Below are 18,309 nucleotides of genomic sequence, written 5' to 3' on the forward strand. Positions count from 1 at the left end.
TAACCCCGTCGATAGTGCAGGATGGACCCACCATGAAACTCGAGCTCCGCGACATAACGAAGCGTTTCGGGAGTCTTGTCGCCAACGATCGCATCAGCCTCGTGGTGGAGCCCGGACAGATCCACGCCCTCCTCGGAGAGAACGGCGCAGGCAAGTCCACCCTCATGAACGTGCTGTTCGGCCTCTACCAGGCGGACGAAGGCGAGATCCTCCTGGACGACAAGCCGGTGCGATTCTCCGGTCCCGGTGACGCCATGGCGGCCGGAATCGGCATGGTGCACCAGCACTTCATGCTCATCCCCGTCTTCACGGTCGCGGAGAACGTGATGCTCGGTCACGAGCCCGCGAAGTTCGGCATCCTCGACATGGATTCGGCTCGCCGTCGCGTGCGAGAGATCTCGGACCGCTTCGGCTTCGACATCGACCCGGATGCGCTCGTCGAAGACCTCCCGGTCGGGGCGCAGCAGCGGGTCGAGATCGTCAAGGCGCTCTCGCGCGAAGCGAAGGTGCTCGTGCTGGATGAACCGACCGCGGTGCTGACCCCGCAGGAGACCGACGAGCTCATGGTGACCATGCGCCAGCTCGCCGATGCCGGCACCTCGATCGTGTTCATCACCCACAAGCTCCGCGAGGTGAAGGCGGTCGCCGATGTGATCACCGTCATCCGCCTCGGCAAGGTCGTCGGCGATGCACCGCCGACCGACTCGACCGAGCACCTCGCCTCGCTGATGGTGGGTCGCACCGTCGACCTCACGGTCGCCAAGGGCCCGGCCAAGCCGGGGGAGCTCGCCCTCGTGGTCAAGAATCTGACCCTCTTCGACCAGAGCGGTCGTACCCTGCTCGACGACGTGTCGTTCGAGATCGCCGAGGGTGAGATCCTCGCCGTCGCCGGGGTGCAGGGCAACGGTCAGACCGAGCTGACCGAGGCGATCATCGGACTGCACCACCGGGTGCATGGTTCGATCGCGCTGTACGGCGAGGAACTCTCGCACGCGAGCGTTCGGGATGTGCTCGACGCCGGCGTCGGGTACGTGCCCGAGGACCGACAGGAAGACGGGCTCGTCGCGGAGTTCACGATCGCCGAGAACCTCATGCTCGATCGCTCGGTGAGCGGGCCGTTCACCAGCGGACTCAACGTGAACGTGCGCTACCGGGACGAGTTCGCGGATGCCGCGATCCGCGAGTTCGACGTCCGCACCCAGGGTCCGGCCACGCTGGTCGGACAGCTCTCCGGAGGCAACCAGCAGAAGGTGGTGCTCGCTCGCGAACTGTCGCGCGACCTCAAGCTGCTCGTCGCCGCCCAACCCACCCGAGGCGTGGATGTCGGCTCCATCGAGTTCATCCACGAGCGCATCGTCGCGGTGCGCGACAGTGGCGTGCCGGTGCTCATCATCTCCACCGAACTCGACGAGGTGCTCGCCCTCGCCGACCGCATCGCCGTGATGTACCACGGTCGGATCGTGGCGATCGTCTCGCCGGACACGCCGCGCGAGCGGCTCGGACAGCTGATGGCTGGGGTGGCGGCATGAGTACGACGACGACCGAGCGCCCTCGACCGAAGGCGAGCCAGGTGCTGCGCGACATCGCGAGCGGAAGTCCACTGCGGATCTTCTTCTCGTTCGTGCTGGCCTTCGCGGCCGGGTCGTTGCTCATCATCTTCACCAACGAACGTGTGCTCGACTCCCTCGGCTACTTCTTCGCGCGACCGACCGACTTCTTCGGGGCCGCCGGCCAGGCGACCGCCGACGCGTATGCCGCGATGTTCCGCGGCTCGATCTACAACTACCGTGCGGACTCGTTCGAGTCGGCCATCCGTCCGCTCACCGAATCTCTGCGGTTCGCGGGGCCGCTCATCGCGGCCGGGCTCGGCATCGCGTTGACCTTCCGCGTGGGCATGTTCAACATCGGTGGCACCGGTCAGTTGCTCATGGGCGCGATCTTCGCCGCGTGGGCGAGCTTCCAGCTGCACCTGCCCTACGGACTGCACCTCATCGTGGCGATCCTCTTCGGCTTCGTCGGGGCGGCCTTCTGGGCTGGCATCGTCGGCTTCCTCAAGGCCCGAACCGGGGCGCATGAGGTGATCGTCACGATCATGCTCAACTACATCGCGGTGAGCCTCGTCACGTATCTGATGCGCACTCCCGTGCTGCACGACATGGACTCCGGCAACAACCCCACCACGATCCCGCCGGATGTCACGGCGCAGCTGCCGAAGATCCTCGGCGGCAGCTTCAACCTGCACCTCGGTTTCATCCTCGCGCTCATCGCGGTGGTCGTCTACTGGTGGCTGATGGAGCGTTCCACACTCGGCTTCCGGCTGCGCATGGTCGGTCTCAACCCGGATGCGGCGCGCACCGCGGGCATCAACGTCAATGTCGTCTTCGTGCTCGCGATGGTGCTCTCGGGGCTGTTCGTCGGCCTGGCCGGCGTGAACCAGGCGCTCGGCCGCTCCGGCAGCTTCAGTCCGAGCATCGACTCCGGCATCGGCTTCGACGCCATCACCGTCGCGCTGCTGGGCGGGTCACGTGCCGGCGGCGTGCTGCTGGCCGGCCTGTTGTTCGGCGCGATGAAGGCGGCGGGGCCCGCGATGCAGCTCGAGGATGTCGCGCCCGAAGTGCTCTCGGTCGTGCAGGCCCTCATCGTGCTCTTCATCGCCGCGCCCCCGCTGGTGCGGGCGATCTTCCGCTTCCTTCCGGAACCGCGTGAGCCGGAGCAGCTGACCACGCAACAGAAGCCGGAGCTCGAGAAGAAGGAGCTCGAGGCATGACCACCCTCGCTACCCCCGTCGCACTGCCGACCATCGCGCCGCCGCGCAACTGGAAGACGCCGATCGTCGTGACGGTGCTCGCGGCCGTGACCTTCCTCGCCTTCGGCGTGTTCGGTGCCAACGAGACCGTGCGCTTCGCCTGGTCCGAGTCCAACAGCGCCGTGCAGTTGTCCCCGACCCCGGTGAACTCGATGGTGCTCGGCGTCGTGCTCGGTGTGATCGCCCTCGCCATCTCGGGACTCGCCTTCTGGTTCGCCTATCGCCGCCACGACATCCCGTTCTGGATCCCGCTCATCTCCGGCTTCACCTTCCTGACCGGACTGGTCGCGTGGGTCGGCGCCGGCGGCACCGTGCCGGTGGTGTTCCTGCTGACCGGCGCGATCGGGCTGTCGACCGCGGTGGTGTTCGGCTCGCTCGCCGGCGTGATCGGCGAGCGTGCGGGTGTGACGAACATCGCGATCGAAGGCCAGCTGCTGGGCGGGGCCTTCATCTCCGCGGTCGTCGCGAGCGTCACCGACAGCCTGATCCTGGGGCTGCTCGCGGCGATGATCGTCGGTGCGCTGATCTCGATGGTGCTCGCGGGGTTCTCCATCAAGTACTTGGTCGACCAGGTCGTGGTCGGTGTCGTGCTCATCGCGCTCATGTCGGGGCTCACGAACTTCTTCTACTCCGCGGTGCTCTCCGACAACAGCCAGGAGCTCAACTTCCCCGGCACACTGCCGTTCCTGCCGATCCCGTTGCTGTCGGACATCCCGGTGCTCGGGCCCGTGCTCTTCGATCAGCGCGCGACCACCTACATCATGTTCCTCCTGGTGCCCATCGTGTGGTTCGTGCTCTTCCGCACCAAGGTGGGCCTGCGCATCCGCGCCCTGGGCGAGCACCCGCTCGCGGCCGACACCGTCGGCATCAAGGTCAACCGCTGGCGGTTCTGGACCGTCACGGTCGCGGGCCTGATCGCAGGCCTCGGCGGCGCGGCGCTCACGCTCGGCTCGATCGGGCCGTTCGTTCGCGACATGAGCGCCGGGCAGGGCTTCATCGCGCTCGCCGCGGTGATCCTCGGGCGCTGGAACCCGTTCATGGCGGCCGCGGCGGCGCTGTTGTTCGGCTTCTCGCGCAACTTCCGCATCTGGGCCGGCCAAGCAGGCTCGACCATTCCGCCGGACCTGATCGCAATGACGCCGTACCTGGTGACGCTCATCGCGGTGGCGGTGCTGGTCGGCAGGTCGGTCGCGCCGAAGGCGGTCGGCAAGCCGTACGTCAAGGGGTGATCGTGACCGAGATCGACTGGCAAGCGCTGAGGGCCCGGGCCACCGAGGCGATGCACAAGGCCTACGCGCCATACTCGAACTTCCCCGTCGGGGCGGCCGCCCTGGTCGACGACGGACGCATCATCACGGGATGCAACGTCGAGAACGCCTCGTACGGTGTCGGCCTCTGCGCCGAGTGCGCGCTCGTGTCGATGCTCTGGCTCACCGGCGGAGGCAAGCTCGTCGCATTCAGCTGCGTCGACGGCCACGGCAACACGCTCATGCCGTGCGGCCGCTGCCGCCAGTTGCTCTACGAACACTCCGCCGAGGGGATGCTGCTCGACACCGTGTCGGGACTCAAGACCATCGACGAGGTGCTCCCCGACGCCTTCGGGCCGCGCCAGCTCGAGGACTACGCGCATGGTTGAGGCCTTCGACGCCGTCGACCTCATCCGCACCAAGCGCGATGGCGGCACGCTCTCGACCGCGCAACTGAACTGGCTCATCGACGCGTACACCCGCGGGTTCGTCGCGGACGAGCAGATGTCCGCCATGACGATGGCCATCTTCCTCAACGGCATGAGCCGCGAGGAGATCCGCGACCTCACGCTCGCGATGATCGCCAGCGGCGAGACCCTCTCGTTCGACGACCTCGGCAAGCCGACCACCGACAAGCACTCCACCGGCGGCGTCGGTGACAAGATCACCCTGCCGCTCGCGCCGCTCGTGGCATCCTTCGGCGTCGCGGTGCCACAGCTCTCGGGCCGCGGCCTCGGGCACACCGGCGGCACGCTCGACAAGCTCGAGTCCATCCCAGGTTGGCGGGCGAAGCTCTCGAACGACGAGTTCTACGCCCAGCTGCGCTCGGTGGGTGCCGTGGTCTGCGCGGCGGGCGCCGGACTCGCTCCGGCCGATGGCAAGCTCTATGCGCTGCGCGACATCACCGGCACGGTCGAGGCGATCCCGCTCATCGCCTCCTCGATCATGAGCAAGAAGATCGCCGAAGGCACCGCCTCGCTCGTGCTCGACGTGAAGTTCGGCTCCGGCGCCTTCATGCAGGATCCCGCGCGCAGCCGCGAGCTCGCCGAGACGATGGTGCAACTGGGCAACGACGCCGGTACCAAGACCGTCGCGTTGCTGACGAACATGAACGTGCCCCTGGGCCTGGCGATCGGCAACGCCAACGAGGTTCGGGAGTCGGTCGAGGTGCTCGCCGGTGGCGGCCCGGCCGACGTCGTGGAACTGACCGTCGCCCTCGCCCGCGAGATGCTGGCGCTGGCCGGTCAACCGGACGCCGATGTGGAGTCCGCGCTGCGCAACGGGCGCGCCATGGACACCTGGCGCGCCATGATCAGCGCTCAGGGGGGCGATCCGGATGCCGCCCTGCCCACCGCTCCGGAGCACCACACGGTCACCGCCGAGCGCGACGGCGTGCTGGTGGCCCAGCACGCCCTGCCCTTCGGGATCGCCGCCTGGCGGCTCGGTGCCGGCCGGGCCCGCAAGGAGGATCCGGTCGATCACGCGGCCGGGATCGACCTACATGTGAAACCAGGTGAGGCGGTTACCGCCGGTCAACCGCTGTTCACCATGCACAGCAGCGATTCCGCGCGGTTCGAGCGTGCCGCAGAGGCACTCGCCGGGGCGTACCGGATCGGCGATTCGGGCGAGCCGATCGAGGATGGCGGGGCGCTCATCCAGGGTCGGGTCGGATAGCCTTAGGGCATGAGCGCCGACTATCTCATGCCAGGCGGCGGAGCCAGCATCACCGCCCTTCCGAAGGTCTCGCTTCACGACCATCTCGACGGCGGTCTACGACCCCAGACGATCATCGAACTCGCCGATGCCGTGGGCCTCGCCCTGCCCGCGAACGACCCGGCGCAGCTCGCGGACTGGTTCAACGAGGAAAAGGACTCGCTCGTCGAGTACCTGAAGACCTTCGCGGTCACGACCGGTGTGATGCAGACCGCCGAGGGCCTCACCCGCGTCGCACGTGAGTTCGTGCAAGACCTCGCCGATGACGGCGTCGTCTACGGCGAGATCCGCTGGGCCCCCGAGCAGCACCTGGAACGCGGGCTCACGCTCGACCAGACCGTCGAGGCGGTGCAGGAGGGCATCGAGGCCGGCATCGACGACGTGCGTGCGTCGGGGCGCAGCATCCGGATCGGTCAGCTCGTGAGCGCCATGCGTCACCTGGACCGCGGCCCGGAGATCGCGGAACTCGCCGTGCGCCACCGTCGCGCAGGCGTGGTCGGTTTCGACATCGCGGGGCCCGAGGCCGGGTTCCCGCCGAGTCGCATGCGCGAGACGTTCGACTACCTCGCGGCCCAGTTCCTGCCCCGCACCGTGCATGCCGGTGAGGCCGACGGACTGGAGAGCATCCGCAGTGCGCTCAACGACGGGCGAGCACTGCGCCTCGGCCACGGCGTGCGCATCGCCGAGGACATCACGATCGAACGCGAGGACGACGAGAACAGCTACGTGACCCTCGGCGCGGTGGCGCAGTGGGTGAAGGACCGCGAGATCGCCCTCGAGCTGAGCCCGACCTCGAACGTCGACACCAAGGCGTTCGCGCAGTGGGGCGACGACCTCGAGGACTACCCCTTCGATCTGCTGTACCAGCTCGGGTTCCGGGTGACGGTCAACACCGACAACCGTCTGATGAGTCGCACGAGCCTCAGCCGCGAGCTGTCGCTGCTCGCCGAGACCTTCGGCTACGACCTCACCGACCTCGCGGTGTTCCAGCTCAATGCGGCGGCCTCCGCCTTCCTGCCGCTCGAGGATCGCGAGGAGCTCGCCGACATCATCACGGCCGGTTTCGAAGCGGCCTAGGGATGCACCTACCGCCGCTGCCGCCGAGCGCGATCCTGCTCTCGGCGCACGCCGCAGACTGGCGAGGTGCCGTCGCGCTCGCGGGCGATGCGCTCGTGGCATCGGGTGCCGCCGCGCCGGCCTACGCCGGCGAGATGATCCGGATGATCGAGGAGCACGGCCCGTACGTTGTCGTCGCGCCCGGCCTCGCCCTCGCCCACGCGCGCCCGGGCCCGGAGGTTCTGGCGGACGGGCTGGCGGTGGTCACGCTCGCGGAACCCGTGGACTTCGGGCATCCGCACAACGACCCGGTGCGCGTGGTGGTCGCCTTGGCGATCGCACCCGGTGGCGACCACCTGCGCGCGGTGGCGGCAGTGGCCAACGTCTTCAACGACTCCACCGCGATCCAGGAGCTGGTAGACGCGACGAACCCGGCCGAAGTGCAGCGCATCATGGGCGCGGTCGACTAGACCTCGAGCAGCGCCCGCATCCCGGAGTCCAGGGCCGCGACGGCCGCGGCGGCCGCGGACTGACGCTGGGCAGCCGACCCCTCGTCGCTGAAGGCATCGAGGTAGACCTTGAGCTTGGGCTCGGTGCCGCTGGGGCGCACGATCACCCGCGAGCCTCCGGCCAGCCAGTAGCGCAGGATGTCGCCGGCCGGGTAGTGCTCGAACCCCGCGATGAAGTCGTCGATCCGCTCGACGGCGATGCCGCCCACGGACGCGGGGGGATTCTCGCGCAGCCGCGTCATCGCGGCGGCGATCCGCGACAGGTCGTCGAAGCGCAGCGAAATCTGGCCGGAGGCGAACGCGCCGAATCGTTCGGCGCACTCGGCGAGGCGGTCGTCGATCGTGCGGCCCTCGGCCTTGAGCTCGGAGGCCATCGAAAGGAAGTCGACGGCGGCGGAGATGCCGTCTTTGTCGCGCACCTTCTGGGGATCGACGAGGTAGCCGAGCGCCTCCTCGTAGCCATAGGCGAGCCCCTCCACCCGGGAGATCCACTTGAAGCCGGTGAGGGTGTCGCGGTACGGCATCCCGTAGGCATCCGCGATCGTGCGCAGCGCCGGCGAGGAGACGATGGATGCCGCGAGCGCCCCGCCCCCGCCCCGTTCGGCCGCGCGCCAGCCGAGCAACGTGCCCACCTCGTTGCCGCTGAGCCGCCGCCACCCCTGCGGTCCGGGGACCGCGACCGCAAGGCGGTCGGCGTCCGGGTCGTTGACGATGGCGAGGTCCGCATTCACCTCCGCCGCCCGCGCGAAGGTGAGGTCCATGGCGCCGGGTTCCTCGGGGTTGGGGAAGGCGACCGTGGGGAACGTGGCATCCGGCTCGGCCTGCTGCGTGACCAACTCGGGCGTGCCGAAGCCCGCCGCCTCGAAGACGGCGTGCGCCGTCTCCCACCCCACGCCGTGCATCGCCGAGTACACGAAGGTCAGGGGCGTCGGTGCGTGGCCGAGTTCGGCGGTGCGGCGCACGTACTCGTGCACGACCCCGTCGTCCGCCACGAGGAAGTCGGTCGAGCGGGGCAGCTCGCCGATCGATCCGGTGGCCACACGTTGGATGTGCGAGGCGATGAGCCCGTCCTCGGGCGGCACGATCTGGGAGCCGCCGTCGAGCCCGCCGAGGTAGACCTTGTAGCCGTTGTCACGGCCCGGATTGTGGCTCGCGGTCACCATGACCCCCGCGCTGGCGGCGAAGTGCCGCACGCCGAAGGCGAGCACCGGCGTCGGCAACGCTCGCGGAAACAGGGTGGCGCGCACGCCCGCCCCGGCCATGATGACGGCCGTGTCCCGCGCGAAGACCTCGGAGTTCGTGCGACCGTCGTAGCCGATCACGATGCTCGGCTCATCGAAGCGCTCGCGCAGGTAGGCCGCGAGACCGGCCGCAGCCTGGGTCACCAGCACCCGGTTCATGCGGGTGGGGCCGGCGCCGAGCTCGCCGCGCAGCCCGGCGGTGCCGAACTCGAGCCGGGACGCGAAGCGCTCGACCAGCGGCGCCGCATCACCGGCCTCGGCGGCGGCGATCAGGGCTGAAAGCTCGTCGCGCGTGACGGGGTCGGGATCCTGGTCGCGCCATGCGTTGGCCGCCGCGAGAGCGGAGTCGAGATTCACAGCACCTCCACGATCCGCGCGAGCAGTGCGCTGATGCGCACCTCGGCGTCCTTGCCGGCCTGAATGACCTCCTCGTGGCTCAGCGGGGTCTTCTGGATGCCCGCCGCGAGGTTCGTGATCAGACTCATGCCGAGCACCTCCATGCCCGCCTGCCTCGCCGCGATGGCCTCGAGGGCGGTGGACATGCCGACGATGTGGCCGCCGATCGTCTTGGCCATCTGCACTTCGGCGGGGGTCTCGTAGTTCGGCCCGCGGAACTGGCAGTACACGCCCTCGTCGAGCGAGGCATCGATGCCTCGGGCCAGTTCCCGAAGCCGCGAGCTGTAGAGATCGGTGAGGTCGACGAACGTCGCGCCCTCCAGGGGCGAATCGGCCGTGAGATTGATGTGGTCGCTGATCAGCACGGGGGTGCCGGGCTTCCAGGTCTCGCGGATGCCGCCGGCCCCGTTCGTGAGGATCATGGTGGTGGCGCCCGCGGCGGCCGCGGTGCGCACCGAGTGCACGACGCGACGCACGCCGTGGCCCTCGTAGTAGTGCGTGCGCGCCCCGATGACCAGCGCGCGCTTGCCGTTCGGCAGCAGCACGGAGCGCAGGGTGCCGACGTGGCCCTCGAGGGCGGGTTTGGAGAATCCCGTGATCTCGGATGCCGGGATGGTCGCGGTCGTCTCGCCGATGAGGTCCGCCGCCTTCGCCCATCCCGAGCCGAGCGTGAGCGCCAGGTCGTGTCGATCGACCCCGGTGCGCTCGGCGATCTCGGCTGCGGCCTGCGCCGCGATGGCGAAGGGGTCGGCGGTGGGGGCGTCGAGGGGATTCTGCAGCATCCGACCACTCTATTCGGCACCCCTCGGTACCGCCTCGCGACCGGCGATCTGAAAGAATCGGCGTATGGCCTACGAGTTCGAACGCACGCAGCGGATCGCAGTACTCGGCGGAGGGCCAGGAGGGTACGAAGCCGCGCTCGCGGGGGCGCAGCTCGGTGCCGACGTGACGCTCGTCGAGCGGGAAGGCGTCGGCGGGTCCGCCGTGCTGACCGACGTCGTGCCCTCGAAGACGCTCATCGCGACCGCGGAGGCGACCAACAGCATCCGCGAGGCCGCCGATCTGGGCGTGCAGTTCTTCGTGCGCAACGAGGCGGGGCGCTCGGCGCGGCCCGAGGTGGCGGTGAATCTCGCCGCGGTCAACGCGCGACTGCTGCGTCTGGCGCGCCAGCAGTCCGAGGACATGAAGTCGCAGCTCATCAAGGCCGGGGTGCGCGTGATCACCGGTGAGGGACGCCTCGACGGGCCGCAGCGGCTCGTCGTCGCCACGGGCAAGGGCAAGAACCGCACCGACTTCGACGAGGTCGATGCCGACACGATCGTCGTCTCGGTGGGGGCTCGGCCGCGCATCCTGCCGTCGGCGGCACCGGACGGCGAGCGCATCCTCACGTGGACGCAGCTCTACACGCTCGAGGAGACCCCCGAGCACCTCATCGTGGTTGGCTCGGGCGTCACCGGTGCCGAGTTCGCCTCGGCCTACCGTGCGCTCGGCTCCAAGGTGACCCTGATCTCCAGCCGCGATCAGGTGCTGCCGGGCGAGGACCAGGATGCGGCCCGCGTCATCGAGGACGTCTTCACCCGCAACGGCATGACGGTGCTCTCCAAGTCCCGCGCCGAGTCGGTGACCCGCACCAAGGAGGGTGTCATCGCGACGCTCGCCGACGGTCGGACGGTTGAGGGCAGCCACTGCCTGATGGCGGTCGGTTCGCTGCCCAACACCGAGGGCATCGGACTCACCGAGGCGGGCGTGCAGCTGACCCAGTCCGGGCACGTGCGGGTGAACCGGGTGGCGCGCACCTCGATGCCCTCGATCTACGCGGCTGGTGACTGCTCGGACTTCCTGCCGCTGGCATCCGTCGCCTCGATGCAGGGCCGCACGGCCGTGTACCACGCGATGGGCGATGCCGTCAGCCCGACCGAACTGCGCAACGTGACGTCGAACATCTTCACGCAGCCCGAGATCGCCACGGTCGGCTGGTCGCAGAAGCAGATCGAGGAGGGGCTCGCGCAGGGCGACATCTACAAGCTGCCGCTGTCGTCGAACCCCCGCGCGAAGATGATGGGGATCAAGGACGGGTTCGTGAAGCTCTTCGCCCGCACCGGCTCGGGCACGGTGATCGGCGGCGTCATCGTGGCGCCGCACGCCTCGGAACTGATCCTGCCGGTCTCGCTCGCGGTCGAGCACCGCATGACGGTGGATCAGCTCGCGCGCGCATTCTCGGTCTACCCCTCGCTGACGGGCAGCATCACGGATGCCGCCCGCGCGATGCACATCGTCAACTGACGGGTCGTCGCCTCAGTCGGCGATGTTGAGCAGCAGGTGCCCCGACGAGACCGTGGTCCCGACCGTGGCATTCACGTTCGCGATCGTGCCGTCTTTGTGCGCCGCGATCGGCTGCTCCATCTTCATGGCCTCGAGCACCAGGATCAGATCGCCCTTGACCACCTTGTCGCCCTCCGCGACCGCGAGCTTGACGATCGTCGCCTGCATCGGCGCCTTCACCGCATCCCCGGTGATGGTCGACACGGATGACGCGGACCGCCGCTTCGGCGCCGCCGCGACCGCAGCTCCCGCCCCGCCCGCCGCGGGAATGAGCTTCGACGGCAGGCTCACCTCGACGCGCTTGCCGTCGACCTCGAGCACGACGTTGTGGCGGGGGACCGCCGGTGCGCCGTCGGCCAGCGAACCGCTCCACGGCTCGATGTCGTTGTCGAACGCGGTCTCGATCCACCGGGTGTACACGGAGAACGGCGCGGAGGTGAACGCCGGGTCCCGCACGATCTTGCGGTGGAACGGCAGCACGGTCGGCAGCCCCGCGATCTCGAACTCGTCGAGCGCGCGCCGGGAGCGCTCCAGCGCGTCCTCGCGGCTCGAACCGGTCACGATGAGCTTGGCCAAGAGGGAGTCGAACGCGCCGCTGATGACGTCGCCGGTGGTCACGCCGCTGTCGACGCGCACGCCCGGGCCGCCGGGGAAGCGCAGCGCGTGCACGGGGCCGGGCGCCGGCATGAAGTTGAGGCCGGGGTCCTCGCCGTTGATGCGGAACTCGAACGAGTGGCCCGAGGGGATCGGGTCGTCGTAGCCGATCTCGGCGCCCTCGGCGATGCGGAACTGCTCGCGCACCAGATCGATGCCCGTGACCTCCTCGGAGACCGGGTGCTCGACCTGCAGGCGGGTGTTCACCTCGAGGAACGAGATGGTGCCGTCCTTGGCCACGAGGAACTCGCAGGTGCCGGCGCCGACGTAGCCGACCTCACGCAGGATGGCCTTGGAGGAGGTGTAGAGCGCCTCGTTCTGGGCGTCGGTCAGGAACGGCGCCGGCGCCTCCTCCACGAGCTTCTGGTGGCGACGCTGCAGGGAGCAGTCGCGGGTGGAGATCACGACGACGTTGCCGTGGCTGTCGGCCAGGCACTGGGTCTCGACGTGACGCGGCTCGTCGAGGTACTTCTCGACGAAGCACTCGCCGCGTCCGAAGGCGGCGACCGCCTCGCGGGTGGCCGACTCGAAGAGCTCCGGCACCTCCTCGCGCGTGCGCGCGACCTTCAAGCCGCGACCGCCGCCGCCGAAGGCCGCCTTGATCGCGACCGGCAGGCCATGGAGATCGACGAACTCGAGCACCTCTGCGGCGCCCGAGACGGGGTTGAGGGTGCCGGGCGCGAGCGGTGCACCGACCCGCTCGGCGATGTGCCGAGCGCTGACCTTGTCGCCCAGTTGCTCGATGGCCTCCGGCGAGGGGCCGATCCAGATGAGCCCGGCGTCGATGACGGCGCGGGCGAAGTCCGCATTCTCGGCGAGGAATCCGTAGCCGGGGTGCACGGCATCCGCTCCCGATCGCCGTGCGACGGAGAGCAGCTTGTCGATGACGAGGTACGTCTCGGCGCTCGTGGTGCCGTCGAGGGCGTACGCCTCGTCGGCGAGCTTGACGTGTCGGGCGTCCCGATCCTGGTCCGCGTAGACCGCAACGGACGCTATGCCGCTGTCTTTCGCCGCCCGGATGACACGGACCGCGATCTCGCCTCGGTTGGCGATCAGGACCTTCGTGATTCGAGCCATAGGAACTCAGCCTATTGCCGCACCAGGCCCAACCTTTGGCCGTGCCGTACAAAAAGAATGATCTGCGCCTGTAGATCGCTACAGGGGGCGATTCCAGAGGTCGGTCCAGCGGATGCCGAAACCGGCGAGCAGGGACCGCACGGTCGACACGGAGAGGCCCACCACGGCGTGCGGATCGCCCTCGACGCGCGTGATGAAGGCGGAGCCGAGGCTGTCGATTGTGAACGCGCCTGCGACCCACAGCGGTTCGCCGGTGGCGACGTAGTCGTCGATGTCCTGGTCGCTGATGTCCTCGGCGAAGGTGACGGCGGCGGTGGACACCGCCCCGGCGCCGCCGGCGACGGTGCCGCCCCGCGCGTCGATGAGCCAGTGACCCGAGTGCAGCAATCCCGTGCGTCCACGCTGGGCGCGCCATCTCGTACGTGCGACCTCGGCGGTCAGCGGCTTGCCGAAGAGCCCGCCGTCGAGTTCGAAGGCGGAGTCGCCACCGAGGATCATGCCGTCGAGCGGTTCGCCGTCGACGAGGGTGTCGAGCACGGCCTCCGCCTTGGCGCGCGCGAGCAGGGCGACGAGGCCCGGTCCATCGAGCGGGCCGGCGGCCGCGGCCACCGCCTCCTCGTCCACGCCCGAGGAGAGCAGCACCGGCTCGACTCCGGCCGCACGCAGCGTTGCGAGCCTGGCCGGCGAGGTTGAGGCGAGATACAGCCGCACGGGGCTCCTATGCTCGGATGATGGGCGAATGGGTCGGGCGTGAGGTCGAGATCGACGTTACCAACATCGCGCACGGCGGGATCGCCGTCGCGCGGCACGAGGGGCGCGTGGTGTTCGTCACCGATGCGATTCCGGGCGAGCGTGTCGTCGCCCGGATCGCCGACGACCGCAAGAAGGCGTTCTGGCGGGCGGACACGGTGCGGGTCATCGAGCCGAGCGAGCACCGCATCCCGCACATCTGGTCGGCGGCGTCGCTCGAGCGCGACCCGGCGGACCGCGCCGGCGGAGCGGAGTTCGGGCACATCGAGCTCGCGCATCAGCGCGAACTGAAGCGTCGAGTGCTGACCGAGGCGCTGCAGCGCATGGCGGGCCTCGAACGGGAGGTCGTGGTCGAGGCGCTGCCCGGTGATCAGGCGCGGTCGGGCACCGGATGGCGCACCCGCGTGCGCCTGCACGTCGACGAGTCGGGGCGGCTGGGGCCGTTCGCCGCGCGGTCGCACCGGGTGATCCCCGTGGCCGATCTGCCACTGGCCACCGAGGCGCTCGCCGCCGGGGCCCCGCTCGGCGAGCGGTTCGCCGGGGAGGAGCATGTGGACGTGCTGGCGCCGTCGACCGGCGGCGTGCGCCTGATCGTCGGCAAGCAGAAGCCGACCACGATCACCGAGCTGGTCGGCGATCGGGAGTTCCGTCTGGCGGATGCGGGATTCTGGCAGGTGCACCGGGAGGCGGCCGCGACGCTCACGCGCGCCGTGCAGGAGGCGATCGACCCGGCCCGATTCGATCCGCTCGCCTACAACCTCGATCTCTACGGCGGCGTCGGCCTGTTGGCCGCTGCGGTTGCGGACCGATTCGGCCCGACCACGCGCATCACGACCGTCGAGTCGGACGCGGTCGCGACGGACTACGCCGCCGACAACCTCGCCGAATGGCTCGGCGCTCGCGCGGAGACCGGCCGGGTCGAGCGCTGGGTGCGCGACCTCGCCGCCACCGCGACACCGGGAGATCGCACCCGGTTGGGGGCGGCCACGGTGGTGTTGGACCCGCCTCGGTCGGGTGCCGGGCGCGAGGTCGTCGACGCACTCGCCGCGCTCGCGCCGGCCCAGATCGTCTATGTGGCATGCGATCCGGTGGCGCTGGCCCGCGACATCGCGCTCTTCGCCGGGCATGGCTTCGTGCTGTCGGATCTTCGCGCCTTCGACCTGTTCCCGAACACCCACCACGTGGAAGCCGTCGCGACGCTCTCCCGCTGATTCGGCGGGCAAGACGCCGCAACCCGACGGCTCGACAGTACGATGGGGTACACAACCCCGGAGGATGCAGGCATGGCGCACGCAGCGGTGACCGAGTCGGACGGATCGTCAGCGCCCGCGCAGGTCCGAGTCGCAGTCGTCGACGACCACGAATCGGTGCGACTGGGGCTCAAGGCCGCGTTCCTGGATGCCGGCTACGACTTCGTGCTCGCCGCCGCGACCGTGCAGGAGTTCGTCGACACACTCGGCGGCCGTGAGGTCGACGTCGTCGTGCTCGACCTGTCGCTCGGAGACGGTTCCTCGGTGACCGACAACGTCAAGCGGGTGCAGGCCACCGGCTCCGCGGTGCTCGTGCACTCCATCGCGGACCGGGTGGCGAGCGTGCGTGAAGCGCTCGCGGCCGGGGCGGCGGGGGTCATCCCCAAGTCCTCCGCGACCAAGACCGTGCTGGCCGCCGCGGCGACGGTCGCGCGTGGTGAGGTGCTGAACAACCTGGAGTGGGCGACCGCGATCGATGCTGACCGCGATTTCGCGAAGGCGCAGCTCGGTCGGCGTGAGCGCGAGATCCTGCACCTCTACGCCTCGGGTCTGCCGCTCAAGCTTGCGGCCCAGCAGCTCGGGATCGGGTATTCGACCGCCCGGGAGTATCTGGACCGGATCCGCGTGAAGTACGTCGAGGTCGGACGCCCGGCCCCGACGAAGGTGGATCTGCTGCGCAGGGCCGTCGAGGACGGCATTCTTCCCGGGCTCGACCCGGATGGCGCAGATGGTCGTTAGCGGCACCCCGGCGCCGTCACTTCCTCGGGGCCGTCAGCCCCGGAATCCGATCAGTCGGAGCCAGGTCGAGCGGGTGCTCTCGCGTTCGGTCGCCGCCTTCGGCATCGTCTACGGGTTGCAGACCGTGCCGTCCGTGCTCGGCCAGCTCGACGAGGCCTACCCGCTGTGGCTGTTGATCGTGATTCCCGCCCTGTTCGGCTGGCTGGTCGTCACCCTCGTGCTCTCCATCGCCCAGGTCTGGGTGCGGGGCGCGCACGGCACCTTCGCCGTGCTCTACCTGGGCGCCCTGGTCAGCTGGCCGCTCGGCGTGCTGCCCGGCGCAGAGGTGTTCGGCGGCATCCATTGGCTGAACTACCTCATCACCGTGGCGACGGCCATGGCGGCGATCGCCTTCTCGACCCCGGTCGCCACGCTCTACCTGCTCGTGACCCCGCTCATCTACGTGCTGGGCCGCACCACGCCGCAGGGCGGCGGCGCCTCGTGGCTCCTGGCCATGCTCGAGGGCGTCTACGCGGTGCTGCTCGGCGGGGTCGTGCTCATCCTCATCGCCATGCTTCGGCAGGCGGCATCCGCGGTCGACACCGCTCAGGCGACCGCCATCGACCGATACGAGCATGCGGTTCGCCTGCATGCCACCGAGGTCGAACGCGTGCAGGTGGACTCGATCGTGCACGACAGCGTTCTGACCACGCTCATCTCGGCGGCTCGCGCGTACACCCCCGAGGCGAAGGCGCTCGCCGCCACCATGGCAGGCAAGGCGATCGGCCATCTCAGGGATGCGGCGATCGCCTCGCCCGCAGACGACACCGTCGTGCGGATGAGCATCGTGGCGCAGACCATCGCGGAGTCGGCGAGCGAACTGCTCGGCTCATCGACGCCGCGCATCGTCGGCGTGGGCACGCGGTCGATGCCCACGGCGGCCGCCGAAGCGATCTCGTCGGCCGCGGTTCAGGCGATGGTCAACAGCCTGCAGCACGCCGGGGAGGCCTCGCGATGGGTCTCGGTGCGCGGCATCCCGCGCGGAGGCCTCGAAGTCGTCGTCGGCGACACCGGTCGCGGATTCCAGCTGGGCGAGGTGCCTGATGAGCGCCTCGGCGTGCGCATCTCGATCATCGAGCGCATCGCCAATGCCGGCGGGCGCGCGACGATCAGGTCGGCGCCCGGCGAGGGCACCGTGATCACCCTGCGCTGGCCCGATTCGGGGGCCGTGGGCGAGACGGAGGGCACGGCATGAACATCGGCGTGCCGAGATTCGTCGTCGTCGCGGTGGCCGGCGCATTCTCCGCCTACCTGCTCGTGCTCGCGCTCTATTCCATCGACGTGCCGCGCAATCCCGCGCCCACCTACCTCGCGATGGGGCTTTTCGCGATCGCCACGGTGGTCAGCCTGTGGCCGGGCGGGCGCATGCCCATCTGGATGGCGGCGCTCAACGTCGCGGTCGTGGTGGCCATGACGCTGCTCGTGAGCAACGAGATCGACCTCGCCCGTGCGGGCGGCACGGGCTACGCGACCTGGTACGTGGCCGGCGCGGGCACCCTGCTGACCATCACCTCCACCCGGCGCCGGCACATCTTCGCCTGGAGCGGCATCGCGTTCCTCGTGGTGCACACGATCATCTGGGCCGGACCGGCGGGCGTGCTCGGCCTGGGCGTGATCGGCAGCATCACTTGGGTCGCGGTCTCGCACATCCTCAGCGCCGCGCTCGCGAAGGCCTCCCGGGACGCCCAGCGCTTCGCGCTGGCCGAGCGTGAGGCCACCGAATGGCAGGCCGCCCAGGACGCGCATCTCTATGAGCGCCAGTTCCGGCTCGGGCAGACCAGCACGATGGCCCTCGCGATGCTCGCGCGCATCCAGGAGACGCAGGGAGATCTCTCCGACGAGGAGCGCCGGGAATGCCTCCACCTCGAGGGCGCGATCCGGGACGAGATCCGCGGACGCAAGTTGCTCAACGACGCCGTGCGCGACGAGGTCATGGTCGCCAGGCGCCGCGGCGTCACGGTGACGTTGCTCGACGAGGGCGGCATCGACGACCTCGATGAGGCGAACCTCGAACGGGTGCTCAATCGTCTCGCCCTGGCCATCCACGAGACCGATGCGGACAGGGTCATCGCGAGGACCGTTCCCGAAGGGTCACCGATCGCCGTCACGGTCGTGGGTCTCCGCACGGTCGGCGACGGCGAGTCGCGCGCGCTCGGTCAGGAGTCGGACGATGACGACGACGAGCAGGTCGATCTGTGGCTCGAGATCCCGCGGACGCCGACGGGATCGTAGTCAGGCAGAAGGGCCGGGGGCTTTCGCCTCACCCGGCCCTTCGCCAGAACCCGGGTCAGGGCGATAACCCGAATATCGCCCTGACCCGCCCCCAATGCATTGGCCCGCTTACCCTAGTCGGCCAATGAATGGTGGTGTGACTCTGAGAGTGACACCTAGCACGATCAAGTCTGCTGGGGTAGACAGGTCGTGGATAGTCATCTCTTTGGGGGACTGGCGGGGTACAGATTCGGGTCCGAAGGCCCGGAAACACTGGTATATCGGTGACCATGACCCCCA

16 protein-coding genes are annotated in these 18,309 nt (G+C 69.4%); 12 read left to right on the plus strand and 4 right to left on the minus strand.

Translation table 11 applies throughout. From position 1 onward, the window contains the following. Window positions 1-32 precede the first annotated feature (32 nt). From PYV02_RS08480 to PYV02_RS08510, 7 genes are read left to right on the plus strand one after another with little or no spacing between them, the layout of a single operon-like run. Window positions 33-1,529: an ABC transporter ATP-binding protein gene (locus PYV02_RS08480; RefSeq protein ID WP_275758115.1), complete on the plus strand. Its 1,497-nt coding sequence runs from the start codon at window positions 33-35 to the stop codon at window positions 1,527-1,529. Beyond that, window positions 1,526-2,767 carry an ABC transporter permease gene (locus PYV02_RS08485; protein ID WP_275758118.1) on the plus strand — a complete coding sequence of 414 codons (1,242 nt, stop codon included), beginning with the start codon at window positions 1,526-1,528 and terminating at the stop codon, window positions 2,765-2,767. Before PYV02_RS08480 ends, PYV02_RS08485 begins: the two co-directional genes overlap by 4 nt. Then, complete coding sequence (locus PYV02_RS08490) at window positions 2,764-4,035, plus strand: ABC transporter permease (RefSeq protein WP_275758120.1); 1,272 nt, start codon at window positions 2,764-2,766, stop codon at window positions 4,033-4,035. The genes PYV02_RS08485 and PYV02_RS08490 overlap by 4 nt, the downstream gene beginning before the upstream one ends. Before the next feature lie 2 nt (window positions 4,036-4,037). Continuing rightward, window positions 4,038-4,442: a cytidine deaminase gene (locus PYV02_RS08495; protein WP_275758123.1), complete on the plus strand. Its 405-nt coding sequence runs from the start codon at window positions 4,038-4,040 to the stop codon at window positions 4,440-4,442. Continuing rightward, window positions 4,435-5,727, plus strand: a complete 1,293-nt coding sequence (locus PYV02_RS08500; RefSeq protein ID WP_275758124.1) for a thymidine phosphorylase — start codon at window positions 4,435-4,437, stop codon at window positions 5,725-5,727. The genes PYV02_RS08495 and PYV02_RS08500 overlap by 8 nt, the downstream gene beginning before the upstream one ends. A gap of 9 nt (window positions 5,728-5,736) precedes the next feature. Continuing rightward, window positions 5,737-6,843 (plus strand): adenosine deaminase, encoded by a 1,107-nt coding sequence (locus PYV02_RS08505; RefSeq protein WP_275758126.1) that lies wholly within the window; start codon window positions 5,737-5,739, stop codon window positions 6,841-6,843. Window positions 6,844-6,845: 2 nt separating this feature from the next. Beyond that, window positions 6,846-7,292 (plus strand): PTS sugar transporter subunit IIA, encoded by a 447-nt coding sequence (locus PYV02_RS08510; protein ID WP_275758128.1) that lies wholly within the window; start codon window positions 6,846-6,848, stop codon window positions 7,290-7,292. Here PYV02_RS08510 and PYV02_RS08515 read toward each other — a convergent pair. Together PYV02_RS08515 and PYV02_RS08520 are read right to left on the minus strand one after the other, a co-directional pair. Further along, the gene (locus tag PYV02_RS08515) at window positions 7,289-8,929 is read right to left on the minus strand and encodes a phospho-sugar mutase (protein ID WP_275758130.1); all 1,641 of its coding nucleotides are present in this window, start codon (window positions 8,927-8,929) and stop codon (window positions 7,289-7,291) included. The genes PYV02_RS08510 and PYV02_RS08515 overlap by 4 nt on opposite strands. Further along, window positions 8,926-9,750, minus strand: coding sequence for a purine-nucleoside phosphorylase (locus tag PYV02_RS08520; protein ID WP_275758132.1), 825 nt, complete (start codon window positions 9,748-9,750; stop codon window positions 8,926-8,928). Before PYV02_RS08520 ends, PYV02_RS08515 begins: the two co-directional genes overlap by 4 nt. A gap of 64 nt (window positions 9,751-9,814) precedes the next feature. Here PYV02_RS08520 and PYV02_RS08525 point away from each other — a divergent pair, with 64 nt between their 5' ends. Then, window positions 9,815-11,251 (plus strand): NAD(P)H-quinone dehydrogenase, encoded by a 1,437-nt coding sequence (locus PYV02_RS08525; RefSeq protein WP_275758134.1) that lies wholly within the window; start codon window positions 9,815-9,817, stop codon window positions 11,249-11,251. Between the two features lie 12 nt (window positions 11,252-11,263). Here PYV02_RS08525 and PYV02_RS08530 read toward each other — a convergent pair whose 3' ends face one another. Then, window positions 11,264-13,021: an acetyl/propionyl/methylcrotonyl-CoA carboxylase subunit alpha gene (locus PYV02_RS08530; RefSeq protein WP_275758136.1), complete on the minus strand. Its 1,758-nt coding sequence runs from the start codon at window positions 13,019-13,021 to the stop codon at window positions 11,264-11,266. 78 nt (window positions 13,022-13,099) lie between these two features. Continuing rightward, complete coding sequence (locus tag PYV02_RS08535) at window positions 13,100-13,732, minus strand: Maf family protein (protein WP_275758139.1); 633 nt, start codon at window positions 13,730-13,732, stop codon at window positions 13,100-13,102. A 20-nt stretch (window positions 13,733-13,752) separates the two neighbouring features. Here PYV02_RS08535 and PYV02_RS08540 point away from each other — a divergent pair, with 20 nt between their 5' ends. The 4 genes from PYV02_RS08540 (at window position 13,753) to PYV02_RS08555 (ending at window position 18,030) form a co-directional block, all read left to right on the plus strand. Beyond that, window positions 13,753-14,982, plus strand: a complete 1,230-nt coding sequence (locus PYV02_RS08540) for a class I SAM-dependent RNA methyltransferase (protein WP_275758140.1) — start codon at window positions 13,753-13,755, stop codon at window positions 14,980-14,982. A 72-nt stretch (window positions 14,983-15,054) separates the two neighbouring features. Then, on the plus strand, window positions 15,055-15,759 hold the full coding sequence (locus tag PYV02_RS08545) for a response regulator transcription factor (RefSeq protein ID WP_275758142.1): 705 nt from the start codon (window positions 15,055-15,057) through the stop codon (window positions 15,757-15,759). A 73-nt stretch (window positions 15,760-15,832) separates the two neighbouring features. Beyond that, a complete protein-coding gene (locus PYV02_RS08550) occupies window positions 15,833-16,993 on the plus strand; it encodes a sensor histidine kinase (RefSeq protein WP_275758144.1) in 1,161 nt (386 codons plus the stop codon). Next, on the plus strand, window positions 16,990-18,030 hold the full coding sequence (locus PYV02_RS08555; protein ID WP_275758146.1) for a hypothetical protein: 1,041 nt from the start codon (window positions 16,990-16,992) through the stop codon (window positions 18,028-18,030). Before PYV02_RS08550 ends, PYV02_RS08555 begins: the two co-directional genes overlap by 4 nt. The last annotated feature ends 279 nt before the right edge of the window (window positions 18,031-18,309 follow it).

The sequence above is a fragment of the Antiquaquibacter metalliresistens genome (assembly GCF_029211225.1).
Classification (GTDB): Bacteria; Actinomycetota; Actinomycetes; order Actinomycetales; family Microbacteriaceae; genus Rhodoglobus; species Rhodoglobus metalliresistens.